At 60.9% G+C, this 26,392-nt stretch carries 28 protein-coding genes; 23 read left to right on the forward strand and 5 right to left on the reverse strand.

What is annotated here, in order from left to right; genetic code table 11:
• Positions 1-6: 6 nt before the first annotated feature.
• From motD to AC1RJ3_RS19695, 5 genes are all read left to right on the forward strand, one after another.
• The gene (gene motD, locus AC1RJ3_RS19675; RefSeq protein WP_054596305.1) at positions 7-894 is read left to right on the forward strand and encodes a flagellar motor protein MotD; all 888 of its coding nucleotides are present in this window, start codon (positions 7-9) and stop codon (positions 892-894) included.
• A gap of 50 nt (positions 895-944) precedes the next feature.
• Entirely contained in the window at positions 945-1,733 is a 789-nt protein-coding gene (locus tag AC1RJ3_RS19680) for a ParA family protein (RefSeq protein ID WP_054596306.1), read from the forward strand.
• Between the two features lie 33 nt (positions 1,734-1,766).
• Positions 1,767-2,663 carry a CheW domain-containing protein gene (locus tag AC1RJ3_RS19685; protein WP_054596307.1) on the forward strand — a complete coding sequence of 299 codons (897 nt, stop codon included), beginning with the start codon at positions 1,767-1,769 and terminating at the stop codon, positions 2,661-2,663.
• 76 nt (positions 2,664-2,739) lie between these two features.
• Positions 2,740-3,225 (forward strand): chemotaxis protein CheW, encoded by a 486-nt coding sequence (locus AC1RJ3_RS19690; protein ID WP_019692361.1) that lies wholly within the window; start codon positions 2,740-2,742, stop codon positions 3,223-3,225.
• Positions 3,226-3,618 carry a DUF2802 domain-containing protein gene (locus tag AC1RJ3_RS19695; RefSeq protein ID WP_347929343.1) on the forward strand — a complete coding sequence of 131 codons (393 nt, stop codon included), beginning with the start codon at positions 3,226-3,228 and terminating at the stop codon, positions 3,616-3,618.
• Between the two features lie 202 nt (positions 3,619-3,820).
• Here AC1RJ3_RS19695 and AC1RJ3_RS19700 read toward each other — a convergent pair whose 3' ends face one another.
• Complete coding sequence (locus AC1RJ3_RS19700; RefSeq protein WP_019692359.1) at positions 3,821-4,150, reverse strand: EscU/YscU/HrcU family type III secretion system export apparatus switch protein; 330 nt, start codon at positions 4,148-4,150, stop codon at positions 3,821-3,823.
• Positions 4,147-5,718 carry a flagellar hook-length control protein FliK gene (fliK, locus tag AC1RJ3_RS19705; RefSeq protein WP_493080027.1) on the reverse strand — a complete coding sequence of 524 codons (1,572 nt, stop codon included), beginning with the start codon at positions 5,716-5,718 and terminating at the stop codon, positions 4,147-4,149. Before fliK ends, AC1RJ3_RS19700 begins: the two co-directional genes overlap by 4 nt.
• Positions 5,719-5,967: 249 nt before the next feature.
• Between fliK and ccmA the strand changes: the two genes are divergently transcribed.
• The 12 genes from ccmA to AC1RJ3_RS19765 all read left to right on the forward strand — a co-directional run bounded on the left by ccmA (position 5,968) and on the right by AC1RJ3_RS19765 (position 14,929).
• Entirely contained in the window at positions 5,968-6,549 is a 582-nt protein-coding gene (ccmA, locus tag AC1RJ3_RS19710; protein WP_256585146.1) for a cytochrome c biogenesis heme-transporting ATPase CcmA, read from the forward strand.
• The gene (ccmB, locus tag AC1RJ3_RS19715; protein ID WP_054596311.1) at positions 6,546-7,214 is read left to right on the forward strand and encodes a heme exporter protein CcmB; all 669 of its coding nucleotides are present in this window, start codon (positions 6,546-6,548) and stop codon (positions 7,212-7,214) included. The genes ccmA and ccmB overlap by 4 nt, the downstream gene beginning before the upstream one ends.
• Positions 7,215-7,291: 77 nt before the next feature.
• A complete protein-coding gene (locus AC1RJ3_RS19720) occupies positions 7,292-8,044 on the forward strand; it encodes a heme ABC transporter permease (RefSeq protein ID WP_054596312.1) in 753 nt (250 codons plus the stop codon).
• Positions 8,044-8,220, forward strand: a complete 177-nt coding sequence (ccmD, locus tag AC1RJ3_RS19725) for a heme exporter protein CcmD (protein ID WP_019692354.1) — start codon at positions 8,044-8,046, stop codon at positions 8,218-8,220. The genes AC1RJ3_RS19720 and ccmD overlap by 1 nt, the downstream gene beginning before the upstream one ends.
• Positions 8,217-8,672: a cytochrome c maturation protein CcmE gene (gene ccmE, locus AC1RJ3_RS19730; protein ID WP_054596313.1), complete on the forward strand. Its 456-nt coding sequence runs from the start codon at positions 8,217-8,219 to the stop codon at positions 8,670-8,672. The genes ccmD and ccmE overlap by 4 nt, the downstream gene beginning before the upstream one ends.
• Positions 8,673-8,675: 3 nt before the next feature.
• Positions 8,676-10,664 carry a heme lyase CcmF/NrfE family subunit gene (locus AC1RJ3_RS19735; protein ID WP_493080030.1) on the forward strand — a complete coding sequence of 663 codons (1,989 nt, stop codon included), beginning with the start codon at positions 8,676-8,678 and terminating at the stop codon, positions 10,662-10,664.
• Positions 10,661-11,197 carry a DsbE family thiol:disulfide interchange protein gene (locus tag AC1RJ3_RS19740; protein WP_054596315.1) on the forward strand — a complete coding sequence of 179 codons (537 nt, stop codon included), beginning with the start codon at positions 10,661-10,663 and terminating at the stop codon, positions 11,195-11,197. The genes AC1RJ3_RS19735 and AC1RJ3_RS19740 overlap by 4 nt, the downstream gene beginning before the upstream one ends.
• Positions 11,194-11,667 (forward strand): cytochrome c-type biogenesis protein, encoded by a 474-nt coding sequence (locus AC1RJ3_RS19745; protein WP_493080032.1) that lies wholly within the window; start codon positions 11,194-11,196, stop codon positions 11,665-11,667. Before AC1RJ3_RS19740 ends, AC1RJ3_RS19745 begins: the two co-directional genes overlap by 4 nt.
• Positions 11,660-12,868: a c-type cytochrome biogenesis protein CcmI gene (ccmI, locus tag AC1RJ3_RS19750; RefSeq protein WP_493080034.1), complete on the forward strand. Its 1,209-nt coding sequence runs from the start codon at positions 11,660-11,662 to the stop codon at positions 12,866-12,868. Before AC1RJ3_RS19745 ends, ccmI begins: the two co-directional genes overlap by 8 nt.
• 13 nt (positions 12,869-12,881) lie before the next feature.
• Positions 12,882-13,283 (forward strand): hypothetical protein, encoded by a 402-nt coding sequence (locus AC1RJ3_RS19755; protein WP_054596318.1) that lies wholly within the window; start codon positions 12,882-12,884, stop codon positions 13,281-13,283.
• 125 nt (positions 13,284-13,408) lie between these two features.
• Complete coding sequence (locus AC1RJ3_RS19760) at positions 13,409-14,062, forward strand: GntR family transcriptional regulator (protein WP_493080036.1); 654 nt, start codon at positions 13,409-13,411, stop codon at positions 14,060-14,062.
• Between the two features lie 15 nt (positions 14,063-14,077).
• Complete coding sequence (locus AC1RJ3_RS19765) at positions 14,078-14,929, forward strand: urea carboxylase-associated family protein (protein ID WP_477770609.1); 852 nt, start codon at positions 14,078-14,080, stop codon at positions 14,927-14,929.
• A 67-nt stretch (positions 14,930-14,996) separates the two neighbouring features.
• Here AC1RJ3_RS19765 and AC1RJ3_RS19770 read toward each other — a convergent pair whose 3' ends face one another.
• Together AC1RJ3_RS19770 and eat are read right to left on the reverse strand one after the other, a co-directional pair.
• Positions 14,997-15,164, reverse strand: a complete 168-nt coding sequence (locus AC1RJ3_RS19770; RefSeq protein ID WP_493080038.1) for a DUF2897 family protein — start codon at positions 15,162-15,164, stop codon at positions 14,997-14,999.
• A 123-nt stretch (positions 15,165-15,287) separates the two neighbouring features.
• Positions 15,288-16,652, reverse strand: a complete 1,365-nt coding sequence (gene eat / locus AC1RJ3_RS19775; protein WP_347929348.1) for an ethanolamine permease — start codon at positions 16,650-16,652, stop codon at positions 15,288-15,290.
• A gap of 399 nt (positions 16,653-17,051) precedes the next feature.
• Between eat and kdpF the strand changes: the two genes are divergently transcribed.
• The 6 genes from kdpF (at position 17,052) to AC1RJ3_RS19805 (ending at position 25,195) form a co-directional block, all read left to right on the forward strand.
• The gene (gene kdpF, locus AC1RJ3_RS19780) at positions 17,052-17,141 is read left to right on the forward strand and encodes a K(+)-transporting ATPase subunit F (protein ID WP_019692955.1); all 90 of its coding nucleotides are present in this window, start codon (positions 17,052-17,054) and stop codon (positions 17,139-17,141) included.
• Positions 17,142-17,149: 8 nt separating this feature from the next.
• On the forward strand, positions 17,150-18,844 hold the full coding sequence (kdpA, locus tag AC1RJ3_RS19785; RefSeq protein ID WP_103315638.1) for a potassium-transporting ATPase subunit KdpA: 1,695 nt from the start codon (positions 17,150-17,152) through the stop codon (positions 18,842-18,844).
• Positions 18,845-18,855: 11 nt separating this feature from the next.
• Entirely contained in the window at positions 18,856-20,934 is a 2,079-nt protein-coding gene (gene kdpB / locus AC1RJ3_RS19790) for a potassium-transporting ATPase subunit KdpB (protein WP_347929349.1), read from the forward strand.
• Between the two features lie 211 nt (positions 20,935-21,145).
• A complete protein-coding gene (kdpC, locus tag AC1RJ3_RS19795; protein ID WP_054598272.1) occupies positions 21,146-21,691 on the forward strand; it encodes a potassium-transporting ATPase subunit KdpC in 546 nt (181 codons plus the stop codon).
• 105 nt (positions 21,692-21,796) lie between these two features.
• Positions 21,797-24,448, forward strand: a complete 2,652-nt coding sequence (locus tag AC1RJ3_RS19800; protein WP_493080042.1) for a DUF4118 domain-containing protein — start codon at positions 21,797-21,799, stop codon at positions 24,446-24,448.
• Between the two features lie 48 nt (positions 24,449-24,496).
• On the forward strand, positions 24,497-25,195 hold the full coding sequence (locus AC1RJ3_RS19805) for a response regulator (RefSeq protein WP_103315642.1): 699 nt from the start codon (positions 24,497-24,499) through the stop codon (positions 25,193-25,195).
• Positions 25,196-25,343: 148 nt separating this feature from the next.
• On the opposite strand, the gene AC1RJ3_RS19810 is transcribed toward AC1RJ3_RS19805, so the two are convergent.
• On the reverse strand, positions 25,344-26,381 hold the full coding sequence (locus tag AC1RJ3_RS19810; RefSeq protein ID WP_054596326.1) for a patatin-like phospholipase family protein: 1,038 nt from the start codon (positions 26,379-26,381) through the stop codon (positions 25,344-25,346).
• Positions 26,382-26,392 lie beyond the last annotated feature (11 nt).

A 26,392-nucleotide genomic window follows, 5' to 3' on the forward strand; every position in this document is an offset into this window, starting at 1 on the left:
AACCTCATGGCTCGTCGCCGTCAGCACGATGAACACGTCAACCACGAGCGCTGGCTGGTGTCCTACGCGGACTTCATCACACTGCTGTTTGCCTTTTTCGTGGTGATGTATTCCATCTCTTCGATCAACGAAGGCAAGTACAAGGAAATTTCCGAAGCGCTGGTCGGGGTCTTTACCAACTCTGACCGTGCCCTCAAGCCGATCCCCATTGGCGAAGAACGTCCGAAGACGGTTACCCCGGCCAAGCCGCTGGTCAAGGACAGCGAGCAGATCGATGCCGGCATCGCCCAGGCCAGCAAGGATCCGCTCAAGAGTATTGCCGATGACATCAGTGCGGCGTTTGGCGATTTGATCAGTTCCAATCAGATGACCGTGCGTGGCAACGAGTTGTGGGTCGAGATCGAACTCAACTCCAGCCTGTTGTTCGGCAGCGGCGATGCCATGCCCAGCGATATCGCGTTCAACATCATCGACAAGGTCGCGGCGATTCTGAAGCCGTTCGACAACCCGATTCACGTTGAGGGCTTCACCGACGATCAACCGATCCGCACGGCGCAGTACCCGACCAACTGGGAACTGTCCTCGGCCCGCTCGGCGAGCATCGTGCGCATGCTCGCCATGCAGGGTGTCAACCCTGGGCGTCTGGCCTCGGTGGGTTACGGCGAGTTCCAGCCCGTGGCCAATAACGCGACCGCCGAAGGGCGTGCGCGTAACCGGCGCGTGGTGTTGGTGGTGTCGCGCAATCTCGATGTACGCCGCAGCCTGACCGGTACCGGAACCGCTAATGCAAAACCGGACGCCGCGTTGAAGCGTGCTGGCACACAAACTGCACCGACGACCGTCAAGTCGCCGGGACACGAGAGTGCCGTCAATTCTCCGTCACCCGGCTTATAACGTTGAGCTATTTCTCGGTTGTATTGATTCGACCGGGAGGAACAATCTGAATGAGAGTCTGGGCAGTCGCCAATCAAAAGGGTGGTGTCGGTAAAACCACTTCCTCCATCGCTTTAGCCGGTTTGCTGGCAGAGGCGGGCAAGCGCGTGGTTGTGGTCGATCTCGACCCGCACGGCTCCATGACCAGCTACTTCGGTTACGACCCCGACAGCCTGGAACACAGCAGCTACGACCTGTTTCTGCACAAGGGCAGCGTGCCGCAAGGCTTGCCCGGGCAGCTGTTGCTGCCGACCAGCGACGAGCGTATTTCCCTGTTGCCGTCGAGCACTGCGCTCGCCACCCTCGAGCGCCAGTCGCCGGGGCAGAGCGGCCTGGGCCTGGTGATCGCCAAGAGCCTGGCGCAATTGTGGCAGGACTTCGATTACGCGTTGATCGACAGCCCACCGTTGCTTGGCGTGCTGATGGTCAATGCCTTGGCGGCCAGCCAGCAGTTGGTGATCCCGGTGCAGACCGAGCACCTTGCAGTGAAAGGTCTGGAGCGCATGGTCAACACCTTGGCGATGATCAACCGTTCGCGTAAACAAGCGCTGCCGTTCAGCATCGTGCCGACCCTGTTCGATCGTCGCACCCAAGCCTCGCTGGGAACCTTGCGTGTGCTGCGCGACATGTACCCGGAAGAAATCTGGCAAGGCTACATCCCGGTCGATACCCGACTGCGTGATGCCAGCCGTGCCGGCCTGACCCCTTCGCAGTTCGACGGCAAGAGCCGTGGAGTGCTGGCGTACCGCGCACTGCTCAAGCATTTGCTGGCGCAGCAACTTGTTCCGCAGGTGGCTTGAGGTGAATCTTTTCTCTGCCGGGATGGGGTGCCAATGAACCGGCCAGTAAAAATTACCAGCCGACCACAACTGGCGTTGCAGTCCTATCTGGATGCGTTGTTGCAAGACGCGACCGAGGAGTTGCCGTCAGAAGTCGAGGTATTGCCCGAGGTTGTAGAAGTCGTCGAGGTCGTTGAAGCCATTGAGGCGCAAGGCGCACTGGACGAGTTCCAGGCTGCAGTGCTCGAAGAGCAGGCTCGCGATGCACAAAAGCCCGTGGTTGCGCCTCCCGTTGTAGCTCCGGTTGCCGAGGCTCCCGTTGTCGTGCCGGTACTGGAAGCACCTGTACCGATACTGGCGCCGGTTTCAACGGTCGCCCCCTTGCTCAAAGCGCTGGTCGAGCCGGTGGTTGAAGTCCATCTGCCGCCGAGCAACACGCCACCGCCGGTGGTCGGCGATGACCGGCCAAGCTGGGCTGCCGAACCGTTTGAATGCCTGTTGTTCGACGTCGCCGGTTTGACCCTGGCCGTACCGCTGGTGTGCCTCGGTTCGATTTACTCGTTGGCCGGTCATGAGCTGACGCCATTGTTCGGCCAGCCGGAATGGTTCCTCGGGATCCTGCCAAGCCAGGCCGGCAACCTGAAGGTGCTGGATACCGCGCGCTGGGTCATGCCCGATCGTTATCGCGATGACTTCCGCCAGGGCCTGCAATACGTAATCTCGGTTCAGGGTTATGAGTGGGGGCTGGCGGTGCATCAGGTCAGCCGCTCGTTGCGCCTGGACCCGAACGAAATCAAATGGCGCAGCCATCGGGGTCAACGGCCATGGCTGGCCGGGACGGTGATCGAGCACATGTGTGCGTTGCTGGATGTCTCGGAGCTGGCGGAGTTGATCGCCAGCGGTGGTGCCAAGCACATGGGCGGCGGTAAGCCGGCCCACAAACCTACATAACAAGCAGCTGGCCGCATACACAGTGCGGCCGGGCAGAACACACACCGCCACAGGCGGTTTTTCGAGGGGTCAGGGTATGAATGATAAGGCGTCGTCTGCAAAGGGTTCCGAAGATCCGATCCTGCAATGGGTAACCTTCAAACTGGACAATGAAACCTACGGCATCAATGTGATGCGTGTTCAGGAAGTCCTGCGCTACACCGAAATCGCTCCGGTTCCGGGTGCGCCAAGCTACGTGCTGGGCATCATCAACCTGCGCGGCAACGTGGTGACCGTGATCGACACCCGCCAGCGCTTCGGCCTGGGCACCGTCGAAGTCAGCGACAACACCCGCATCGTGATCATCGAAGCCGACAAGCAAGTGGTCGGGATCATGGTCGACAGCGTGGCCGAAGTGGTTTACCTGCGTCAGTCCGAGATCGAAACCGCGCCTAACGTCGGTAACGAAGAATCCGCCAAGTTCATCCAGGGCGTGTGCAACAAGAACAACGAGTTGCTGATCCTGGTCGAGCTGGACAAAATGATGAGCGAAGAAGAGTGGTCGGAACTGGAGAGTATCTGATTGATTCTCGAGGTTGCTGTCATAGTACTGGGGTTCCTGTGGGTAGGGACCCTGGCGATGTTCCTGGCTTACACGCGCAAACAGCGAGAGCTGGCAGCGCTGCAAGCCCAGGGCGATGCGTTGCGCGATCAACGCATCAAGGACCTGGCCAAGCGTGTCGACGACTACCAGAACGGTAACGTGCGCATGGGTGAAGACCTGCATGAACTGCGTGCGGTGGTCGGCCCCTTGCCGGACAAGCTGGCCCAGCTTGAGCAGCGCGACCCGTCGAGCCTGTCATTCGCCCAGGCAGCCCGCCTGGTGGGAATGGGCGCCAGCGTCGACGAATTGACCCAGTCCTGCGGCCTGACCCAGGCAGAGGCCGAGTTGATGAGCAAGTTGCACAAGAACTGATAGCGACTGCGCGAGTCTGGCGACGGGTGAACAATTGTGGCGAGGGAGCTTGCTCCCGCTGGGCTGCGAAGCAGCCCTGAAACCAACAATTACATTCTTCCAGATAGATTCCGTCAGCTTTTTTACGACTGCTGCGCCCGAGCGCGAACCGGTCGGCGGGAGCAAGCTCCCTCGCCACAGTGAGCTTGCTACACCTGCTTGATCAGTAATCATCCCCGCGTTCTGTCACGTCCCGCTCCACTATCGTCTCCTCAGAACCATGCCCTTGTGGAAACTTGCCCTTGAGTTTCCAGGCAAACGCAATGATCTCGGCAATCGTGCGATAGAGCTCTTCAGGGATGCTTTCACCCAGCTCCATCCTCGCCAGCAGTTTCACCAGTTCGGCGTTCTCATATATCGGCACTTCATAGTCGCGGGCGATCTTCAGAATCGCTTCGGCCAGTTCGTCATCGCCTTTGGCGGTGAGCGTCGGGGCATGGCTGCCGTCGTATTTGAGGGCGATGGCCTGGCGCGGTGGTGTGTGGTTGTTCATGCGGTTTCGTCGACCCAGCGTTGTTCGAGGCGGGTTTGATTGCCTTGGGGCGGCGTACCGAGGTGGCAATTCAGGTCGCCGACATTCAGGCCCGATGCCAGCAGCTGCGCGCGCAAGCCCTCCAGGTTGCTTTCGATCAGGCTGGCGGTATAAGGCCGTTCGGCCCAGAGCTGGCTGGAGAGTTTGCCCTGGGCCAGCTGTGCCTGGATCTGCAACGGCCCAAGCGGTTCCATGTCGAACGCCAGCTCGACTCGCCAGAGCCGTTGTTTCGGCTCGCGCTCGACAGGTTTTTCGTGCTGTTGCTTTTCCGGTGTGTCTTCGCGTTGAAACTTGACCTGCAACGGCACGATGTCTTGCAGGTTACGCATGGGGATTTCCAGCTGCCAGGTGGTTTGCAGCTTGCCATCCTCGGTCATGCCGGTCTGTTCCAGGCTCGACAGTTGATGGCTTTGCAGGCGTGAAACGGCCGCTGCAGCCAGGCGCAGCAAATGCTCCAGATCGCCTTCACCTTCCAGGCTTTGCAGCAACCGCGAGGGCAGGGGGAAGCCGCTCGGCTGCGGTTTGGCGCTGACCTGCCCGAGGGTGCCGAGGGCGCTGCGGACAAAGCTTGGCAGCGCCTGCGCCAGGGTGTTGGCGGCGATGATCGCGTTGAAACTGTTATTGGCCGGCAGGTCGGGGGCCAATTGTGCGATCAATCGCAGCAAATTGCCTTTCATGTCCGGCGTCAGCGCAGGGTTCTGTCCGGTGAGCAGTTTGCTTTCCAGAAACAGCCCGCTGTTGACCAGCGCCTGCGCCAGACCTTTGGGGGTGCTTAGTTGCTGAACGTCTGGCAGGTCGGCAAGCAGTTTGTCGACGGCGGCGCGCAGATCGTCGGAGGTGGTGTCGGAGGCTGGCAGGTTTTGCAGGGCATCGATCAGCCCGCTCAATGAGCCTTGGCGACTTTGCTGGGCCAGCAGTTGTTGACTCACCGCCAGTTGCTCCTGACGACTGGCCAGTGGCACGAAGCTCAGGCTTTGCGCGCCCTGGACCAAGGCACTGAGCAGGCTGCCGATGCGCAACGGCTGCGGGCTGTCGATGCTCAAGGTGCTGCCACTGAGCGCGGTATTGAGCACACTCACCAGCGAGCGATAGACCGCCGCCTGCCCCGGTGTTTGCGGCATCAGCTGGGTGGTCAGGACTTTACCTTGCAGCAAGGTGCCGACCGGCAGTTGTGAGGTGTCGAGACGGGTGAGGGTGGCGATGTTGGAGGCGATGGCCTGTTGCACAGTAATCGCCAGGCTGCCGGCTGAAGGTTGACTGACCGTCAGGTTGGTACCTTGAGGCAGAGGCTGGTTGCTGGTGGCTTGCACAGTGGTCTGACGGCCACTGTCCAGAGTGACCTTGAGCAGCAACTGGAAAGTCTGGTCGTTCTGTTTGAGCGCCAGCACTTCAGCGCTGGCGCTTTGGCCTGCGGCGATCAAACCTTCCACCGGGGTCTGCAACTTGAGCAACTCACCACTGACCACCAGCGGGCGCGAGGTGGCCGGCGTCGTAGCGGGCAGTGGAAGGATGTTCATCTCGCCGGTCATCAGGTCACACCCTGTCGAAATTGCCCTCTTTGGAGTAGGACATGACATGTATAATGCCGCCCCGTTGTTGTCGGGGCGCGGAAAACATCGCAAATGTTTGACGCAGCTCTCTAGAACAGGCCGTCAATACATCTATGCTGCATCACTTTAACGGCCGCTCCATTGCCGACTTGAACCGTAAAGGCCCGCGATCTCTTGACCATCCCTCTACTAGAAGCCGTAGCGCTCGCCTGTGAGCGAGACTGGCGGATGCTCTTCGAAAACCTCGAGTTGCGTCTGGGCCGCGGTGACATGTTGCAGATCAGCGGCCCTAACGGTAGCGGCAAGACCAGCTTGCTGCGCCTGCTTGCCGGTTTGATGCAGCCGACCAGCGGCCAGGTATTGCTCAACGGCCAGCCTTTGAACACGCAGCGTCCGGAGCTGGCCCATAACCTGTTGTGGATCGGCCATGCCGCCGGAATCAAGGACCTGCTGACCCCTGAAGAGAACCTCAGCTGGCTGTGCGCGTTGCATCAGCCGGCGACGCATGAGGCGATCTGGCAGGCGCTGGCAGCGGTAGGACTGCGCGGTTTCGAAGATGTTCCTTGTCACACCCTGTCCGCTGGTCAACAACGCCGCGTGGCCCTGGCCCGCTTGTATCTGGACAGCCCGGCGCTATGGATCCTCGACGAACCATTCACCGCGCTGGATAAACAAGGCGTCGCCCAGTTGGAAGAACACCTGGCCGCACACTGCGAGCGAGGCGGCATGGTGATTCTGACCACTCACCACACGTTGGCCCGGATGCCGGCCGGTTACCGCGACATCGATTTGGGGCAGTGGGCCGTATGAGTGTTTTTGCACTGTTGGTCGCCCGTGAGGCGCGTTTGCTGTGTCGGCGTCCTGCCGAGCTTGCCAACCCTCTCGTGTTCTTCGCCATTGTTGTCTCAATGTTTCCATTGGCGGTCGGACCTGAGACACAATTGTTGCAAACCTTGTCACCAGGGCTGGTCTGGGTCGCGGCCCTTTTATCGGTTTTGCTCTCGCTGGACGGGCTTTTCCGCAGTGATTTCGAGGACGGATCCCTTGAACAGTGGGTCCTTTCGTCGCACCCCCTGCCTCTTCTGGTTTTGGCAAAGGTGCTGGCACACTGGGCGTTTTCCGGCTTGGCACTGGTGTTGCTTGCGCCGTTATTGGCGTTGATGCTCGGTTTGCCTGCCGCTTGTCTGCCGGTTTTGCTCTTGTCGCTGTTGCTCGGTACACCGGTATTGAGCTTGCTCGGTGCGGTGGGCGCGGCGCTGACGGTCGGATTGAAGCGCGGCGGTTTGTTGCTGGCGTTGTTGATTCTGCCGCTGTACATCCCGGTGTTGATTCTCGGCAGTGGCGCCTTGCAGGCAGCCTTGCAGGGTATGCCGGCAACCGGTTATTTGCTGTGGCTTGGTAGCCTGACCGCCCTGGCGATAACCCTGACACCCTTTGCAATAGCCGCTGGCCTGAAGATCAGCGTCGGCGAATAATGAGGTCTGGTTAAATTTTAACCAGTAAAGACCCTGGTTCTTCGTGATGGCGAAGAACTACCGTGATGGAAACAGTAATGAACTGGACCTGGTTTCATAAGCTCGGCTCGCCCAAATGGTTTTACGGCATCAGCGGCAAACTGCTGCCCTGGCTGAGTGTCGCGGCGTTGCTGCTGATCGGCGTCGGCGTGGTCTGGGGCCTGGCCTTCGCGCCGCCGGACTACCAGCAAGGCAACAGCTTTCGAATCATCTACATTCATGTGCCGGCCGCCATGCTGGCGCAGTCCTGCTACGTGATGCTGGCGGTCTGCGGCATTGTCGGGCTGGTGTGGAAGATGAAACTGGCGGACGTCGCCCTGCAATGCGCAGCGCCGATCGGTGCCTGGATGACCGCCGTGGCGCTGGTCACCGGAGCGATCTGGGGCAAACCGACCTGGGGCTCGTGGTGGGTCTGGGATGCACGACTTACGTCCATGCTGATTCTGCTGTTTCTGTACTTCGGTCTCATTGCGCTGGGCAACGCCATCAGCAATCGTGACAGCGCGGCCAAGGCCTGCGCGGTGCTGGCGATTGTCGGCGTGATCAACATCCCGATCATCAAGTACTCGGTGGAGTGGTGGAACACCCTGCACCAGGGCGCCACCTTCAGCCTCACCGAAAAACCGGCAATGCCGGCCGAAATGTGGCTGCCGTTGCTGCTGACGGTGCTGGGTTTCTACTGTTTCTTCGGCGCCGTGCTGTTGCTGCGCATGCGCCTTGAAGTGCTCAAGCGCGAAGCCCGTGCCAGCTGGGTCAAGGCCGAAGTGCAAAACAGCCTGGAGGCCGCGTAATGAGTTTTGCTTCATTCGGCGACTTCCTCGCCATGGGCCATCACGGTCTTTATGTCTGGTCGGCTTATGGCATCTGCCTGGCGGTACTGGCTCTCAACGTGGCTGCGCCGATCCTGGCCCGCAAGCGTTACCTGCAACAAGAGGCGCGCCGTCTGCGCCGGGAGAACAGCAAGTGAATCCGCTGCGTAAAAAGCGTCTTATCATTATTCTCGCGATCCTGGTCGGTGTCGGCGCAGCTGTCGGCCTGGCCCTCAGTGCCTTGCAGCAGAACATCAACCTCTTTTACACACCGACCCAAATCGCCAATGGCGAAGCCCCGCAAGACACGCGCATTCGTGCTGGCGGTATGGTCGAGAAGGGCTCGCTGCAACGCTCCGGCGATTCGCTGGACGTGAAATTCATCGTCACCGACTTCAACAAATCCGTGACCATCACCTACCGCGGCATCCTCCCGGACCTGTTCCGTGAAGGGCAGGGCATCGTTGCGCTGGGCAAACTGAATGCAGACGGCGTGGTGGTGGCAGATGAAGTGCTGGCCAAGCACGACGAGAAATACATGCCGCCAGAAGTGACCAAGGCGCTCAAAGACAGTGGTCAATCCGCTCCAACACCCGCGAAGGAGGGTTGATCCATGACCTCAGGCATCTTCATTCCCGAGTTGGGCCATCTGGCGATGATTCTCGCCCTGTGCTTTGCCATCGTTCAGGCCATCGTGCCGTTGCTCGGTGCCTGGCGCGGTGACCGCATGTGGATGGGCCTGGCCCAGCCAGCGGCCTGGGGCCAGTTCACTTTTCTGCTGTTCGCCTTCGGCTGCCTGACCTACGCCTTCATGACCGATGACTTCTCGGTGGGGTATGTCGCCAACAACTCCAACAGCGCCTTGCCGTGGTACTACAAATTCAGCGCGGTATGGGGCGCCCACGAAGGTTCCTTGCTGCTTTGGGCGTTGATTCTCGGCGGCTGGACCTTCGCCGTGTCGATCTTCTCCCGGCAGTTGCCGCAGGTCATGCTGGCTCGCGTGCTGGCGGTGATGGGCATGATCAGCACCGGGTTCCTGCTGTTTCTGATTCTCACCTCGAACCCGTTCGCACGGGTTCTGCCGCAGATTCCCACTGACGGTCATGACCTCAACCCGTTGCTGCAAGACATTGGCCTGATCGTTCACCCGCCGATGCTCTACATGGGTTATGTCGGTTTCTCGGTGGCGTTCGCCTTCGCGATTGCTGCCTTGCTCGGCGGGCGTCTGGATGCGGCGTGGGCCCGTTGGTCGCGGCCCTGGACCATCGTCGCCTGGGCGTTCCTCGGTATCGGCATCACCCTCGGCTCCTGGTGGGCCTACTACGAACTCGGCTGGGGCGGCTGGTGGTTCTGGGACCCGGTGGAAAACGCCTCGTTCATGCCTTGGCTGGTCGGTACGGCGCTGATTCACTCGTTGGCCGTGACTGAAAAACGCGGCGTGTTCAAAAGCTGGACCGTGTTGCTGGCCATTGCCGCGTTCTCGCTGAGCCTGCTGGGAACCTTCCTGGTGCGTTCTGGTGTACTGACCTCGGTGCACGCGTTTGCCTCGGACCCAGCGCGGGGCGTGTTCATCCTGATCTTCCTGCTGTTTGTAGTCGGCGGTTCGCTGACGCTGTTTGCCCTGCGTGCGCCAGTGGTCAAGAGCCACGTCGGCTTCAACCTGTGGTCGCGTGAAACCCTGCTGCTGGGCAACAACCTGGTGCTGGTGGTTGCGGCTTCGATGATTCTGCTCGGCACCTTGTACCCGCTGGTGCTTGATGCCCTGAGCGGCGCCAAGATGTCGGTCGGCCCGCCGTATTTCAACGCGTTGTTCATTCCGTTGATGGCGTTGCTGATGGTGGTGATGGCCGTCGGTGTGCTGGTGCGCTGGAAAGACACTCCGGTGAAATGGCTGATGAATATGCTGACCCCGGTGTTGCTCGGCAGCGCTGCTTTGGCGGTCGTCGCCGGGATCGCTTATGGCGACTTCAACTGGGCCGTGCTGGCGACCTTCATGCTCGCGGCCTGGGTGTTGCTGGCCGGTGTGCGTGACATTTTCGACAAGACCCGCAACAAAGGCCTGATCAAAGGTCTGCCGAGCCTGACCCGCAGCTATTGGGGTATGCAGGTTGCGCACCTCGGTATCGCCGTGTGCGCCTTGGGCGTGGTGCTTTCAAGCCAGAACAGCGCCGAGCGCGATCTGCGCCTGGCACCGGGCGAGTCGATGGACCTTGCCGGTTATCACTTCATTTTTGAGGGCGCCAAGCACTTCGAAGGACCGAACTTCACCTCCGACAAAGGCACCATTCGGGTGATCCGTTCGGGCAAGGAAGTCGCGGTGCTGCACCCGGAAAAACGTCTGTACACCGTGCAGAACTCAATGATGACCGAAGCCGGCATCGACGCCGGTTTCACCCGCGACCTGTACGTGGCGCTCGGTGAGCCGCTGGAGAATGGCGCCTGGGCCGTGCGCGTGCACGTCAAGCCGTTCGTGCGCTGGATCTGGTTCGGCGGTTTGCTGACAGGTTTCGGTGGGTTGCTGGCGGCGCTGGATCGTCGTTATCGGGTCAAGGTGAAAAGTCGCGTGCGTGAAGCGCTGGGCATGACGGGAGCCACTGCATGAGACGTTGGTTAATGGTGTTGCCACTGGCGCTGTTTCTGCTGGTGGCGGTGTTTCTTTACCGGGGGCTCTACCTGGACCCGGCCGAGCTGCCCTCGGCGATGATTGGCAAGCCGTTCCCCGAGTTTTCCCTGCCGACCGTGCAAGGCGACAAGACCTTGACCCGCGCTGATCTGCTGGGCAAACCGGCCCTGGTCAACGTATGGGGCACTTGGTGCATTTCCTGCCGGGTCGAGCATCCGGTGCTGAACAAACTGGCCCAGCAGGGTGTGGTGATTTATGGCGTCAACTACAAGGACATCAACACCGATGCCTTGAAGTGGCTGGTCGAGTTCCATAACCCGTACCTGCTGGACATCCGTGACGAGGCGGGCTCCCTGGGCTTGAATCTCGGCGTTTACGGCGCTCCCGAAACCTTCTTCATCGACGCCAAAGGCATCATCCGCGACAAATACGTCGGGGTGATCGACGAAGTGGTCTGGCGCGAAAAACTGGCGGCCAAGTATCAGGCGCTGGTCGATGAGGCCAAGCCATGAAGCGCTGGATTGCTGCCGCCGTACTCGGCCTGAGTATCGCCGGAGTCGCTCACGCGGCCATCGACACTTACGTGTTCGCCAATGACGCCGAGCGCGAGCGTTTTCACGAACTGACCAAAGAACTGCGTTGCCCCAAGTGCCAGAATCAGGACATTGCCGATTCCAATGCACCGATCGCCGCTGACCTGCGCAAAGAGATTTTCCGCATGCTCGGCGAGGGCAAGGACAACCAGCAGATCATCGACTTCATGGTCGACCGCTATGGCGACTTCGTGCGCTACAAGCCGGCCCTGAACGGCAAGACCGCGTTGCTGTGGTTTGGCCCGGCCGGGTTGTTGCTCGGTGGCGTGCTGGTGATCGCCTTGATCGTCCGTCGCCGTCGTGCCGAGCGCACGGCAGGTACCGACACGCTTTCTGTTGATGAGCGCAAGCGCCTCGACCAACTGTTGGATAACACCAAGAATGATTGATTTCTGGCTCGCTGCAGGTCTGCTTCTACTGGTTGCCCTGAGTTTTTTGTTGATCCCTGTTCTGCGTGGCCGTCGGGCCCAGCGTGAAGAGGATCGTACCGCGCTGAACGTGGCGCTTTACCAGGAGCGCGTGGCTGAGTTGCAGGCTCAACAGGCCGAAGGCGTGCTTGATGCGACGCAAATGAGCGCCGGGCGTGACGAAGCGGCTCGTGAGCTGCTGGCCGATACCGAAGGTGCCGACACGGGCCGGGTTTCCCGTTTGGGCAAGCCGTTGCCAGTGCTGGCAGCGATCCTGGTACCGGTGTTGGGCCTGGCGCTGTACCTGCATTTCGGCGCCAGTGACAAGGTCGAACTGACCCGTGAATTCGCCCAGGCACCGCAATCGATGGAGGAGATGACCCGTCGTCTCGAGCGTGCTGTCGCAGCTCAACCGGATTCGGCCGAAGGCCTGTATTTCCTGGGTCGTACCTACATGGCTCAGGACCGTCCTGGCGACGCTGCGAAGATCTTCGAGCGCACCGTGGCATTGGCTGGCCGTCAGCCTGAATTGCTCGGCCAGTGGGCCCAGGCGCAGTACTTTGCCGACAACAAAAAGTGGTCGGAGAAGATCCAGGCGTTGACCGACGAAGCACTCAAGGCCGATCCTAAAGAAGTTACCAGCCTTGGACTGTTGGGTATCGCGGCTTTCGAAGGCGAGCGTTATCAGGAGGCCATCGACTACTGGGGGCGTCTGTTGGCGCAACTGCCACCCGAAGATAACTCGCGCAGCGCGCTGGAAGGTGGCATTGCCCGGGCAACCGAAAAACTGCAAGCGAACGGCGCTACTGTCGCCAAGGCGCCAGTCGTAGCGGCCAAGCCGGCAGCGTTGCTGAAAGTGACGGTTGATCTGGCGGCGAACGTGAAAGTCAAGGTACAGCCAGGTGACAGCGTGTTCATCTTCGCTCGCGCAACCTCGGGGCCTCCGGCACCATTGGCAGCCAAGCGCCTGACCGTTGCCGATCTGCCAGCGACCGTCGAACTGGGCGATGCCGACGCAATGATGCCGCAATTGAAACTGTCGAACTTTCCTGAAGTCCAACTGGTCGCGCGCGTATCCCGTGCCGGCCAGCCGACTGCTGGCGAGTGGGTCGGTCGCAGCGAGCCTTTGGCCAGCAGCACTACCGCGCCGCAACAATTGACCATCGACAGCCCAGACAAATAATCAGGAATCCGCTATGACCGCCATCGCTCGTATCACCCTGCTCAGTCTTGTCTTGGGGTTAAGTGCATGTGCGGTCCAGCCACCGTCACATGAAGAGCGGTTGCCGCCCATTCCGTCATCGTACCCAGGCAGCAAACCGACGACCGCCCCTGGCAAACCGGTGACCCCAAACAAGCCCGGCAAGCCACAGCCGCGCACCTCCGCAAGCTTCGCACCACCACCCGGCGGCAACAGCCACTGGGATGCGAAACTCGGCGTCTACGTCCTCGACAACCAGACCGACACCTTCTACCGCCAGCGCACCTACTACCACTGGAACAACGGCTGGAGTCGTTCGATCAGCCCGAACGGGCCGTGGGAAGAGATCGACATCCATGGCGTACCGCCAGGATTGGGCAAGCAATACAGTCAGTAACGAAAACGGCGACCCAAGGGTCGCCGTTTTGCATTGTGCGCCAGGCGTGGCGTGAAGGTTGAAACTGGCACGAATAGTGATTACTCATTGACTGACGATTGTTGAACAATCCTGAGGCGATGAGTATGAGTAGCGGACTGTCCCTGGCTGACCACATCACACTGGAGTTGCGCGCCGACATCATTGGCGGTCGCTTGTTGCCGGGGCGGGCGTTGGTGGAAGGCGATCTGGTGATTGCCTATAACGCCTCGCGCAATACCATCCGCGAAGCGCTGCACCGCTTGGGGCAGGAGGGCCTGACCCTTTATGTCCGAAATAAAGGTGTGATGGTTCGCCAACTCGGCGCCGATCAGCTGCGCGATCTGTTTCAGGTCCGACGCACGCTGGAGCTACAGGCCATCAGCGCCAGCCGACCGCTGCGCGAATACCAATCCGATCACATGATCGACGCCATTGAAGCCGCGCAGTTGGCCCGCGAGCGTGAAGACTGGCGGGCTGTCGGCACCCACAGCCTGCGTTTTCATCAACACATTGTCGGTTTGTTACGTAGCCCGCTGTTCGATGAGTTCTTTACCAATGTCGTTGCGCAACTGCGCCTGGTGTTCAGTGCGGCACCTGACGAGTCCCGCTTCCAGGCGCCATGGCTTGAGCGCGACCGGCACATTCACGACTTGCTGGTCGAGGGCGACAAGCCCGGCGCTTACGACGCCTTGAGCGACTATCTCGACGATTCCGAACAGCAATTGCTTGAGTTGTTCAACCATCCTTCCCGTCATTGATCGAGGACTCATGCCATGTACAAAGACTATCCCGCGGCTTATCAGGTCAGTAAGGGTTCGGCGTTGCAGGTCGATAAAGCCTTCTACGAGCGGATCCGCGATACACCGGCCGCGCGCACGCTGATCGAGCAATTCGAAGTGCCGATCCGCACCGGCCGCGCCTGGCATGTACCGGCGGGGCATGTGTTTCGTGTGACCACACCCGTGGGCCCGCAAGTGGGGGACTTCAACGTCTGGAATGCCAACGACCCGCGCGAGCGGCTGTGGGCTGCGCGGACCCGGCAATTGCAGGGCGCTCACGTCAGCACCCATGACCGGCTCTGGTCGAACCTGCCCTTTCTGCGACCGCTGGTGACCATCACCGACGACAGCCTGGCCAACTATGGCATCGACGAACACGGCGGACGTTTGCACGATCTGCTGGGCACGCGCTGCGATCCCTATGTGAACAAAATGCTCACCGGCGAGGATTTCCATCACCACTGCCATTCGAACCTGACCCGCGCCGTGTTACCTCACGGTCTGACCGAGTTCGACGTGCATGACGTGCTGAACATCTTTCAGTGCACGGGGCTCAACCACGATGACATGTACTTCATGAAGGCCTGCCCAGCGCAGAAGGGCGACTACCTGGAGTTCTTCGCCGAGATCGATCTGCTGTGTGCATTGTCGACTTGCCCGGGGGGTGATTTGTCGTTGCCGATGTGGGGGCCGAATGCGCAGGATCCGTTAAGTGTCTGCCGGCCGCTGGGCGTGGAAATCTATCGTTTGGAGGAGACGTTGCTCAAAGGCTGGAGCCAGCCAGAACGGGCTGCGTACAAGGGGCTGCACGGCTTGCATATCGCCAAGGCAGCGTGGGAAAAGTAGAAAAAAGTGTGGAGAAGGGGGGGCGCTTCGCGCCCCAACGGGGGCAAGCCCCCTCGCCACAGTTCAGTCAACGATCCTTCGCATCCTTGGCGTCTGCTTCGGCGTTGCGCTCAGCGACGCGTTTACGTTGCTCATCGGTCAATTCCACTTTGTTCGCGGTGTCGCGCAGCATCATCAAGCCACCGACGATCGATCCGATAGCAACCACCAGAATCAACCAGGCATACCAAGGCATAGGGTTCTCCTTAAGGACAGGTGTTGGCGCGAATGGTTTCGCGTCAACGCCGTGCCTATCCATTTTGAGTCACGGCGTTTCTCTATGGTTCCATTCTAGGCCTGTTCTGCCTGGGGCACCTCATCAAAGACCGGTCAGCATCGCATCCGCTGGTGCATCGGCACGCAATTGCGCTGTCCGCAGGAAGTAGACAAAACCGACCGCCATGAAGCCGAGGAAGATCGCCCCGATCAGCGCGTTGAACCAGGCCATTGCTACCAGGCAGACCACTGCCAATGCCAGGGCAGTCGCCGGTACCAGTGGGTAGCCGGGCGCACGGAAAGTCCGTTCCAGATTCGGTTCGGTTTTACGCAGTTTGAACAGACTGAGCATGCTCATGATGTACATCACGATAGCGCCGAATACCGCCATGGTGATCATCGCGGCGGTCAGGGTCATGCCGCCGAGGTTGATCAGCCCGTCGCTGTAAATGGCCGCGATGCCGATCAGGCCGCCAGCGATGATTGCCCGGTGCGGCGTCTGGAAGCGTGACAGCTTGGCCAGGTAGGCCGGCAGGTATCCGGCGCGGGCGAGGGCGAAGAACTGTCGCGAATAGCCAAGGATGATCCCGTGGAAGCTCGCCACCAGCCCGAACAGACCAATCCACACCAGCATGTGCAGCCAGCCGGAGCTTTCACCGACCACGGCTTTCATCGCTTGCGGCAACGGGTCGTTGATGTTCGCCAGGGTCCGCCAGTCACCCACGCCGCCAGCAAAGAACATCACGCCCATGGCCAGCAATACCAGGGTCAGAATGCCGCTGATGTAGGCCTTGGGAATCGTCCGTTTCGGGTCCTTGGCTTCTTCGGCGGCCATGGCCGCACCTTCGATGGCGAGGAAGAACCAGATAGCGAAGGGAATTGCCGCGAACATCCCGGCGATGGCCGGTGCGCCGAACGCATCGGCGCCGGCCCAACCATTGAGCGCGAAGTTGCTGAAGCTGAACGCCGGGGCGACCACGCCCATGAAGACCAGCAACTCGATGACTGCCAGCACACACACCACCAGTTCGAAGGTCGCCGCCAGTTTTACGCCGAGGATGTTCAGGCCCATGAATACGATGTAGGCGCCGACCGCTGCATGTTTCGGGTCGAGGGCGGGGAACTGCACGTTGAGATAAGCGCCAATGGCCAGGGCAATGGCCGGAGGTGCGAAGACGAACTCGATCAACGTCGCCAGGCCGGCGATCAGTCCGCCTTTTTCACCAAAGGCGCGGCGACTGTAGGCGAAAGGGCCGCCGGCGTGCGGGATCGCCGTAGTCAGTTCGGTGAAGCTGAAAATGAAGCAGGTGTACATGGTCGCGACCATGAGAGAGGTCACCAGAAAGCCGAGAGTCCCGGCTACGCCCCAGCCGTAACTCCAGCCAAAGTACTCGCCGGAAATCACCAGCCCGACCGCGATCCCCCATAAATGCAGGGTGCCCAACGTCGGTTTGAGTTGTGTGTTCATGCGTTTCTCCCGCTGCGATTTGGAAAAGCCCGTGGAGGGCGTGTGCAGTGGGCGTGCCATGTCGATTTGTTAGGTCGTAAAGCGCAGAAAGCTGTCGTATCGAGGATGTTCGCTGCGGGATGTGCGCTTTTTGTGCGCCAGTTGAGGGCGGTGGTGATTCATATGACGCCATCGCGGGCAAGCCACGCACCCACAAGGATTGTGTGAAACCTGTGGGAGCAAGGCTTGCCCGCGATGGGGCCGTTCCTGACACCACTGAAATCTGGCCTGTAACCCCCACGTAAAGCCACTCTTTACGCTTTCTTTATGCCGCGCCCAACCCCTCGGTCTCGTTCCTTTACAGCCTTCCTGCGGACAATTGCGCCACACGCGGCAGTTGCCGTACGACGGAGAAATTCCATGAGTGTTCTGGACGGGGTGTCCCTGCTGTTGGCGGTGGGACTGTTCATTTATCTACTGGTTGCGCTGTTGCGCGCGGATCAGCACTAGGAGCGGCTATGCACAGTTATGACTATTGGCTGATCCTCGCCTTCTTCGCCGTGGTGCTGATTCCGGCACCGTTCCTGGGAAGGTTCTACTACAAGGTGATGGAAGGCCAGCGCACTTGGCTGACGCCGATCCTCGGGCCCGTGGAGCGCGGCTGTTATCGCGTGGCCGGGGTCGACCCGCAGAGCGAACAGAGTTGGCAGAAATACACCCTGGCGTTGCTCGCGTTCAACCTCGCGGGCTTTTTGCTGTTGTTCACGATCCTGTTGTTTCAGGACTATTTGCCACTCAACCCGCAAAACCTGCCGGGGCAGGAGTGGACACAGGCGTTCAATACCGCCGTCAGCTTCATGACCAACACCAACTGGCAGTCCTACAGCGGTGAGGCGACCCTGAGCTATCTGAGCCAGATGATCGGCCTCACCGTGCAGAACTTCGTCAGCGCCGCCACCGGCCTGGCTGTTCTGGTTGCCTTGTGTCGCGGCATCGGTCGCAAATCGGCGCAAACCCTCGGTAACTTCTGGGTCGACATGACCCGCGCCACCCTCTACGGACTGCTGCCGCTGTGCCTGTTGCTGGCGCTGTTCCTGGTCTGGCAGGGCGTGCCACAAACCTTCGCTCATTATGTGAATGCGCTGACGATGCAGGGTGTGGATCAAGTGATCCCACTGGGTCCTGCCGCCAGCCAGATTGCGATCAAGCAATTGGGCACCAACGGCGGTGGCTTCTTCGGCGTCAACTCGGCGCACCCGTTCGAGAACCCGACGGCCTGGAGCAACCTGTTCGAAGTCACGTCGATCATCCTGATCCCGGTGGCGTTGGTGTTTACCTTCGGCCATTACGTCAAGGACCTGCGTCAGAGCCGGGCGATCATCGCCTGCATGCTTGCATTGTTCCTGATCGGTGGCGCGGTGTCGCTGTGGGCTGAATACCAGCCGAATCCGACCCTGAACAACGTTGCGGTCGAACAGACTGCGCCGCTGGAAGGCAAGGAAGCACGCTTCGGTACCACGGCGACCGTGCTCTGGTCGGTGACTACCACCGCAGCCTCCAACGGCTCGGTCAACGGTATGCATGACAGCCTCAACCCGCTGAGCGGCATGGTCGCGCTGATCAACATGATGGTCGGCGAAGTGATCTTCGGTGGCGTCGGCGCCGGCCTCTACGGCATGTTGCTCAACGTGCTGATCGCGGTGTTCCTCGCCGGCCTGATGATCGGACGTACACCGGAATACCTCGGCAAGAAACTGCAAGCCAAGGAAGTACAACTGTTGGTCGTCACCTTGCTGGTGATGCCGGTCGGCGTACTGGTGCTGGGTGCCATTGCGGCGAGCCTGCCTGGCCCTGCGGGAACGATCAGCAACCCCGGTCCCCACGGTTTCAGCCAGTTGCTATACGCCTACACCTCCGCCAGCGCCAACAACGGTTCGGCATTCGCCGGCCTGAACGCCAATACGCCATTCCATAACCTGATGCTGGGCTTGGGCATGTTGATCGGGCGTTTCGGCTACATCCTCCCGGTACTGGCCCTGGCCGGCAGCCTGGCGATGAAGAAAACCGCGCCGATTGGCCAGAACAGCTTCCCGACCCATGGCCCGCTGTTCGTGACGTTGCTGACCGTGACCATATTGCTGGTGGGCGGCCTGACGTTCCTGCCGACCCTGGCGCTGGGTCCTATCGCTGAACACCTGAGCTTGGGCTTCTGAGGGATTTGATGATGAATATGCCCGTTCGTGTATCGAAAAAAGCCGCACCACACGTTGTGCCGGCGCAACCTGTCGAACAACCGAAAACCGCGATCTCGGCCCTGTGGCGGCCGGCGCTGGTGCAAGCCTTCGTCAAGCTCGACCCTCGGCAACTGAAGCGCTCGCCGGTGATGCTGGTGGTCGAACTGACCGCGATCCTCACCACCGTATTGTGTGTGATTCCAGATCCGGCAGTGCCGACGTTTGTCGCGGCACAAATCGCCCTGTGGCTGTGGTTCACCGTGTTGTTCGCGAACTTCGCCGAAGCCCTGGCTGAAGGTCGTGGCAAGGCCCGTGCCGACAGCCTCAAGGCCGGTAGCGAAGGCTTGAGCGCTCGGCGTAAGAAAGCCGATGGCAGCTTTCAGGTAGTGCCAGCGGTCAGCCTGCGCAAAGGCGATGTGGTTCGCGTCGAAGCCGGCGAGATGATTCCCGGTGACGGCGAGGTGATCGAAGGTATTGCCGCGGTCAACGAAGCGGCGATTACCGGTGAATCCGCACCGGTGATTCGTGAGTCCGGTGGTGATCGTTCGGCGGTCACCGGCAACACTCGACTGGTGTCTGACTGGTTGCTGGTGCGCATTACCGCGAACCCCGGTGAATCGACGCTGGACCGTATGATTGCATTGGTTGAAGGTGCCAAACGCCAGAAAACCCCGAACGAAGTGGCGCTGGATATCCTGCTGATCGGCCTGACCATGATCTTCCTGGTGGTGGTCGTAACCTTGCAGCCGTTCGCCCACTTCGCCAACGGCAACCTGCCGCTGGTGTTCCTGGTGGCGCTGCTGGTGACGCTGATCCCAACCACCATTGGCGGTTTGTTGTCGGCCATCGGTATCGCCGGCATGGACCGTCTGGTGCGGCTGAACGTGATCGCCAAATCCGGCCGTGCGGTAGAAGCGGCGGGCGACGTGCATGTGTTGCTGCTGGACAAGACCGGCACCATCACCTTCGGTAACCGTCGCTGCACCGCGATTTATGCAGCGCCGGGCGTGAGTGCCAAGGAACTGGCCGAAGGTGCGCTGTTCGCTTCGCTGGCTGACGACACGGCCGAAGGCAAGTCGATCGTCGAGTACTTGCGTGGACTTCATCCACAGGCTGAACCGTCCGCCGAGGTGCTGACGGTTGTACCGTTCAGTGCCGAAACCCGCTTGTCCGGCGTTGACTATCAGGGCCGCGTCTACCGCAAAGGTGCGGTGGATTCGGTGCTGGCCTTCATCGGCCTGACGCGTGCCGAGATACTGCCGGCGATGTCCCGGGAAATCGACAAGATTGCCCAAAGTGGTGGTACCCCGCTGCTGGTGTGTGCCGAGGGCAAGTTGCTCGGTGCGATCCACCTCAAGGACGTGGTCAAGCCAGGCATTCGTGAGCGTTTCGCCGAGCTGCGCAAGCTGGGGATTCGCACCGTCATGGTGACTGGCGATAACCCGTTGACCGCGGCGGCGATTGCCGCTGAAGCCGGTGTCGATGACGTGTTGGCCGAAGCGACACCAGAGAAGAAACTCGCCCGGATTCGTCACGAGCAGAACGACGGGCGTCTGGTCGCCATGTGCGGTGATGGCGCCAACGACGCGCCGGCACTGGCTCAGGCTGACGTCGGCATGGCAATGAACGATGGGACGCAGGCCGCGCGCGAAGCGGCGAACATGGTCGACCTCGACAGCGATCCGACCAAGCTGCTGGACGTGGTGCAGATTGGTAAAGAGTTGCTGGTGACGCGCGGCGCGTTGACGACGTTTTCCATCGCCAACGACGTGGCCAAGTACTTTGCGATCCTGCCGGCGCTGTTTGCCTCGATCTACCCGCAACTGGGCGTGCTGAACATCATGCACCTGAGCAGTCCGCAGAGCGCGATTCTCTCGGCCATCGTCTTCAACGCCTTGATCATCGTCGGGCTGATTCCGTTGGCCCTGCGCGGAGTACGCGTCCAGGCCGCGAGCGCTGCACACCTGCTGCGGCGCAACCTGTTGATCTACGGCGTGGGCGGCATCGTGGTGCCGTTCGTGGGCATCAAGCTGATCGACATGCTGCTGACTGCTTTGCATTTGGTGTAACGGTGGGCCTGGAGGCCGGGGCTTTTGTGGCGAGGGAGCTTGCTCCCGCTGGGCTGCGAAGCGGCCCCACCCCGGGCCACCGTGTTTATTCAGGCACACCGCATGTACCGCGTTTACGACTGCTGCGCAGCCGAGCGGGAGCAAGCTCCCTCGCCACAGGCGGTGTGTACCTCCCACGCTGATGAATATTCTCCGATTCGAGGGTTTTGAAATGTCTTCTATGATCCGTCCGGCCTTGAGCCTGCTTGTCCTGATGACCCTGATCACCGGCGTCGCTTATCCACTGGTGGTCACCGGTGTCGCCCAGGTGGCGTTCCCTGATCAGGCCAATGGCAGCCTGGTGCGTGACGCCGATGGCAAGGTACGCGGCTCGTCCTTGATCGCCCAGGACTTTGCCGGTGATGCGTGGTTCCATCCACGGCCATCGGCGGGCGCATTTGCGACCGTATCGAGCAGTGCAAGTAACCTGGCGCCGAGTAATCCGGCGCTCGCGACCCGGGTGATCGACGATGCCAACAAACTGCTGGTGCCTGGCCAGGGGCCGGTGCCGTTGGCGTTGCTGACCACCTCTGGCAGTGGCCTCGATCCACACTTGCCTCCGGCGGCAATTGCCTATCAACTGTCGCGGGTTGCGGCGGCGCGCAATCTGCCGATATCGACGGTCGAGCAGTTGATGAATGCACACATCGAGCAGCCGCTGGTAGGACCGCCGGTAGTGAATGTGTTGGAACTGAACATCGCGCTGGAAAAACTGTAGATCAAAAGATCGCAGCTTTCGGCAGCTCCTACGCCTCTGTAGGAGCTGGCGTAGCCTGCGATCTTTTCCGCAACAACGAAACCGAATTTGAAAGGCGAGAAATCAATGAGCGACTCCGGCCGCGCCGACGCACTGTTAGCAGACTTATCCCGCGATGGTCGTGGCCGGCTCAAGGTTTTTCTCGGCGCCGCGCCTGGCGTCGGTAAAACCTACGCCATGTTGCAAGCCGCCCACACCCAGCTACGCCAAGGCGTGAAAGTCATCGCCGGGGTGGTGGAAACCCACGGTCGGGCGGAAACCGAAGCGCTGCTCGGCGGCTTGCCGCAGCAGCCATTGGTGCGCTCGGAATACCGTGGCGTGATGCTTGAGGAAATGGACCTCGATGGCCTGCTCAAGGCCAAGCCAAAACTGGTGCTGGTCGATGAGCTGGCCCACAGCAACGCCCCCGGCAGCCGCCACGCCAAGCGTTGGCAGGATATCCAGGAGTTGTTGTCGGCAGGCATCGACGTGTTCACCACGGTCAACGTCCAGCATCTGGAAAGCCTTAACGATCAGGTGCGCGGGATCACCGGCGTGCAAGTGCGCGAAACCCTGCCTGACTGGGTGCTGCAAGAAGCCTACGAATTGCTGTTGATCGACTTGCCGCCGCGCGAGCTGCTCGAGCGGCTGCGTGATGGCAAGGTTTATGTGCCGGAGCAGGCGCGCGCAGCGATCGATGCGTTCTTCACCCAAACCAACCTCACGGCACTGCGCGAACTGGCGATGCAAACCGCGGCGGCGCAGGTCGATGATGACCTGAGTCGCGGCTATCGACAGTTGGGCCAGGCCGCGCCGGCCGTGCGCGGTCGCTTGCTGGTGGGCGTCGATGGCGACGCCCAGGCCGAGCGTCTGGTACGGCATGCCAGTCGGGTCGCGCAGCGTCGGCATTTGCCGTGGAGCCTGGTGCATGTGGACAACGGCAGCGTGCGCGACGAGCAATCGCGTTTGCGCCTGCAAAGCGCCCAGCAATTGGCTGAACGGCTGGGTGGCGAAGTGGTGCTGCTGCGCGCTGGCGAAGTAGCGAAAACCCTGATTCAACACGCCACCGAACGGCGTGCCAGCCTGGTGCTGGTCGGTCAGTCGCGTCAGCGTTGGCGTCGTCGACTGTTCGGCGGCGGCTTGGCCTCACGCTTGTTGCGCAATGCCCGAGGCCTGGAAATCAACGTCCTCGACAGCGATGAACAACAGCATCAACCGCGTCAGCGTTCGGTGCATTCGTTGGTCTGGTTCGACTATGCGCTGGCGCTGTTGGCGACGGTGCTGGCCAGCGCTTTGGCGTGGGCGGTGTCGAGTATTTTACCGCTGCCGAATATCTCGCTGGTGTTCCTCGCGGCGGTGTTGCTGGTGGCGGTACGTAGCAGCCTCGGGCCGGCGCTGGCGTGTGCGGCGTTGTCATTTCTGACCTACGATTTCCTGTTCATTCCGCCGACCTTCTCCTTTGCGATTCAGCGTGAGGAAGACGTACTGACGCTGCTGTTTTTCCTGCTGATGGCTGCGCTCACCGGCAACCTCGCGGCGCGCCAGCGGCGACAGCTGGAAGCCTTGCGCGACACGCAGCAAGAGACCAGCGAACTGCTCGACCTGTCGCGCAAGCTCACCGCCGCCACCGACCGGCAAGCGGTGATCAGCGCGGCGGCGACGCATCTGGTCGGCTGGAACGATCTGCAATTGTGTCTGGTTAACCGTGACGGGCAGGGCGGCTGGAAGGTCGAAACTGGTGGCCCGCTGCAGTTTTCCGAAGCCGAGCGCGCTGCCGCCGACTGGGCCTGGCAGCACGATCAACCGGCCGGCATGGGCACCGGCACATTACCGTTCGGTCGCTGGTGGTGGTGGCCGTTGTCAGTCGACGACGGGCCGTTGGGCTTGCTCGGCGTTTGCCCGAAAGAGGGTCAGCAGCTCAGTGGTCAGCGGCGACGCTTGCTGACTGCATTGAGTCAGCCGCTGGCTCAAGCGTTGGCCCGTGCGCAGTTGGCCGACGACCTTGAGGCGGCACGTTTGCACGGTGAAACCGAACAATTGCGCAGTGCTTTGCTGGCGTCGGTGTCCCATGATTTGCGCACACCGCTGACGTCCATGCGCGGCAGCATCGACAGCTTGCTGGCGCTGGGCGAGGCGATCCCGCTGGAAGATCGCCGTGAGTTGCTGGAAGGCACCCGCGATGAAGCCGAACGGCTCGACCGCTACATTCAGAATTTGCTGGACATGACGCGCCTGGGCCACGGCGCGCTGAAGCTGGCGCGCGATTGGGTGTCGCCGGCGGATATCGTAGGCAGTTCGCTCAACCGTTTGCGTGCAGTGCTGGCGCCGTTGCAAGTGAGCACCGATGTGCCGGGCGAGTTGCCGTTGCTCTATGTGCATGCAGCATTGATCGAGCAGGCACTGGTGAATGTGCTGGAAAACGCCGCACGCTTTTCGCCGGCCCATGGCCGTTTGCAGCTGAGTGCCGGTGCCAGTGACAGCGAGCTGTTTTTTTCCGTGAGTGACGAGGGCCCGGGCATTCCCGAGGAGGAACGCGCGAAGATCTTCGACATGTTCTACACCGCCGCCCGTGGTGATCGGGGCGGGCAGGGCACCGGGCTGGGTCTGGCGATCTGCCAGGGCATGGTCGGCGCCCATGGCGGGCGGATCAGCGTCGCCGATGGTATCGGTGGGCGCGGCACCTGCATCACCATTCATTTGCCATTGCAGGAGCAGCCGGGGTTTGAAAGTGAAGCCTGACGCTGCCTGCGCTACTCTCTCGCCACTTACTTTGCCTGATTTGAAACCATGAGCCAGACCACGACCATTTTGGTCATTGACGATGAACCGCAGATCCGCAAATTCCTGCGCATCAGCCTGGCCTCCCAGGGCTACAAAGTGCTTGAAGCCGGTACCGGCACCGAGGGCCTGGCCCAGGCCGCGCTGAACAAGCCGGATTTGCTGGTGCTCGACCTCGGCCTGCCCGACATGGACGGCCAGCAAGTGCTGCGCGAATTCCGTGAATGGTCGACAGTGCCGGTGCTGGTCCTGTCAGTGCGCGCCAGCGAAGGGCAGAAAGTCGAAGCGCTGGATGGCGGCGCCAACGACTACGTGACCAAGCCGTTTGGCATTCAGGAGTTTCTGGCGCGGATCCGCGCCTTGTTGCGGCAGGCTCCAGCGGGTGAAGCCCAGGAAGCGGCGCTCAAGTTCGGCCCGTTGACGGTCGATCTGGCGTACCGGCGGGTATTGCTGGACGGTGCTGAAGTGGCGCTGACCCGCAAGGAGTACTCGGTGCTGGCGCAACTGGCGCGTCACGCCGGGCGGGTCATCACCCAGCAGCAGTTACTCAAGGACATCTGGGGCCCAACCCATACCGAAGACAGCCATTACTTACGAATTGTGGTCGGGCATCTGCGTCAGAAACTGGCGGATGACCCGACCCGGCCGAGGTTTATCCTGACCGAGGCGGGGGTAGGGTATCGGCTATTGAACGAGGGCAGTCTGTAGTCCTGTATCGTTTGGCCAATCGCTATCGCGGGCAAGCCTTGCTCCTACGGATTTTGAGTCGGCCGCACGATTTGTGGATGGCATCAATACGTAGGAGCAAGGCTTGCCCGCGATGGGGCCGGAACATCCGGCCAGGATTTGGCGGGGGTCAATCGCGCTCATTCTCATACCGATCCAGGGTATCCCGGGCAATCTCCCGTCCCAGCGCGATCAGCTCCGGCGCCTTGTAGAACTCGAAAAACCGGCAAACCCGCTTTGGCACGTTGATCAGGATGTCCGGTGGATAACCGGCGATCTTGTATTGCGCCAACGACGTTTGCATCACTTCGAAACTTTGGTTGATCAAGTCCAGCAACGAGGCTGGGCCAACGTTGTCGATGATAAATGAGCCCGTGGCCGATCTCGGCGCCCCGTCGCCTTCCGGGGCGGCAGCGGGTTGTTGCGCTTCGGGCTCGGCGGATTCTATCCAGGGGTTGATTTCGGCGGCTTCACTGCGCAGTGCTTCCTGTTCCAGAAGCAGCAATTGTTCGGCCTGTTTGCGGCGGAACGGCAGGCGTGAACCGAGCGAGTTGAGCAGGTTGTCGAAGCGGCTTCTGAACGCGGCAGGGCGCTGGATCACTGGCAACTGATAGTGCCGCTGGTTGGTCGCGTTGAGGTTGACCGCAATGATCAGGTCGCAATGGCTCGAGACCACTGGAACAATCGGCAGAGGATTGAGCAGGCCGCCGTCGACCAGCATGCGATTGCCTTGCATGACCGGTGTGAACAGGCTGGGGATCGCCGCCGAGGCGCGCATCGCCTGGTGCAGGCAGCCTTCCTGGAACCAGATTTCCTGCTGGTTGGTCAGGTCGGTGGCGACGGCCGTGTAGGGGATGCGCAGGTCTTCGATGTTGATCTCGCCGACAATCTTGCGGATCTGCCCGAAGACTTTCTCGCCGCGTATCGCCCCAAGACGAAAGCTCACGTCCACCAGGCGCAGTACATCAAGGTAATCCAGGCTCTCGATCCAGTCGCGGTAATCGTTGAGTTTGCCGGCGGCGTAGATACCGCCGACCACCGCGCCCATGGAGCAACCGGCGATACAGGCGATGTCATAACCGCGTCTTTCGATTTCCTGGATAACTCCGATATGGGCATAGCCTCGGGCGCCACCTGAGCCCAGCACCAATGCGACACGCTTTTTCATGACTCGCCCCT

The organism is Pseudomonas sp. GW822-FHT04C11 (assembly GCF_058800905.1).

Coding starts and splice junctions, on each gene's coding strand:
- motD (WP_054596305.1), top strand. CDS start 7: ATGGCTCGTCGCCGTCAGCACGATGAACACGTCAACCACGAGCGCTGG.
- AC1RJ3_RS19680 (WP_054596306.1), top strand. CDS start 945: ATGAGAGTCTGGGCAGTCGCCAATCAAAAGGGTGGTGTCGGTAAAACC.
- AC1RJ3_RS19685 (WP_054596307.1), top strand. CDS start 1,767: ATGAACCGGCCAGTAAAAATTACCAGCCGACCACAACTGGCGTTGCAG.
- AC1RJ3_RS19690 (WP_019692361.1), top strand. CDS start 2,740: ATGAATGATAAGGCGTCGTCTGCAAAGGGTTCCGAAGATCCGATCCTG.
- AC1RJ3_RS19700 (WP_019692359.1), bottom strand. CDS start 4,150: ATGAACAACCACACACCACCGCGCCAGGCCATCGCCCTCAAATACGAC.
- fliK (WP_493080027.1), bottom strand. CDS start 5,718: ATGACCGGCGAGATGAACATCCTTCCACTGCCCGCTACGACGCCGGCC.
- ccmA (WP_256585146.1), top strand. CDS start 5,968: ATGCTCTTCGAAAACCTCGAGTTGCGTCTGGGCCGCGGTGACATGTTG.
- ccmB (WP_054596311.1), top strand. CDS start 6,546: ATGAGTGTTTTTGCACTGTTGGTCGCCCGTGAGGCGCGTTTGCTGTGT.
- AC1RJ3_RS19720 (WP_054596312.1), top strand. CDS start 7,292: ATGAACTGGACCTGGTTTCATAAGCTCGGCTCGCCCAAATGGTTTTAC.
- ccmD (WP_019692354.1), top strand. CDS start 8,044: ATGAGTTTTGCTTCATTCGGCGACTTCCTCGCCATGGGCCATCACGGT.
- AC1RJ3_RS19735 (WP_493080030.1), top strand. CDS start 8,676: ATGACCTCAGGCATCTTCATTCCCGAGTTGGGCCATCTGGCGATGATT.
- AC1RJ3_RS19740 (WP_054596315.1), top strand. CDS start 10,661: ATGAGACGTTGGTTAATGGTGTTGCCACTGGCGCTGTTTCTGCTGGTG.
- AC1RJ3_RS19745 (WP_493080032.1), top strand. CDS start 11,194: ATGAAGCGCTGGATTGCTGCCGCCGTACTCGGCCTGAGTATCGCCGGA.
- ccmI (WP_493080034.1), top strand. CDS start 11,660: ATGATTGATTTCTGGCTCGCTGCAGGTCTGCTTCTACTGGTTGCCCTG.
- AC1RJ3_RS19755 (WP_054596318.1), top strand. CDS start 12,882: ATGACCGCCATCGCTCGTATCACCCTGCTCAGTCTTGTCTTGGGGTTA.
- AC1RJ3_RS19760 (WP_493080036.1), top strand. CDS start 13,409: ATGAGTAGCGGACTGTCCCTGGCTGACCACATCACACTGGAGTTGCGC.
- AC1RJ3_RS19765 (WP_477770609.1), top strand. CDS start 14,078: ATGTACAAAGACTATCCCGCGGCTTATCAGGTCAGTAAGGGTTCGGCG.
- AC1RJ3_RS19770 (WP_493080038.1), bottom strand. CDS start 15,164: ATGCCTTGGTATGCCTGGTTGATTCTGGTGGTTGCTATCGGATCGATC.
- eat (WP_347929348.1), bottom strand. CDS start 16,652: ATGAACACACAACTCAAACCGACGTTGGGCACCCTGCATTTATGGGGG.
- kdpF (WP_019692955.1), top strand. CDS start 17,052: ATGAGTGTTCTGGACGGGGTGTCCCTGCTGTTGGCGGTGGGACTGTTC.
- kdpA (WP_103315638.1), top strand. CDS start 17,150: ATGCACAGTTATGACTATTGGCTGATCCTCGCCTTCTTCGCCGTGGTG.
- kdpB (WP_347929349.1), top strand. CDS start 18,856: ATGAATATGCCCGTTCGTGTATCGAAAAAAGCCGCACCACACGTTGTG.
- kdpC (WP_054598272.1), top strand. CDS start 21,146: ATGTCTTCTATGATCCGTCCGGCCTTGAGCCTGCTTGTCCTGATGACC.
- AC1RJ3_RS19800 (WP_493080042.1), top strand. CDS start 21,797: ATGAGCGACTCCGGCCGCGCCGACGCACTGTTAGCAGACTTATCCCGC.
- AC1RJ3_RS19805 (WP_103315642.1), top strand. CDS start 24,497: ATGAGCCAGACCACGACCATTTTGGTCATTGACGATGAACCGCAGATC.
- AC1RJ3_RS19810 (WP_054596326.1), bottom strand. CDS start 26,381: ATGAAAAAGCGTGTCGCATTGGTGCTGGGCTCAGGTGGCGCCCGAGGC.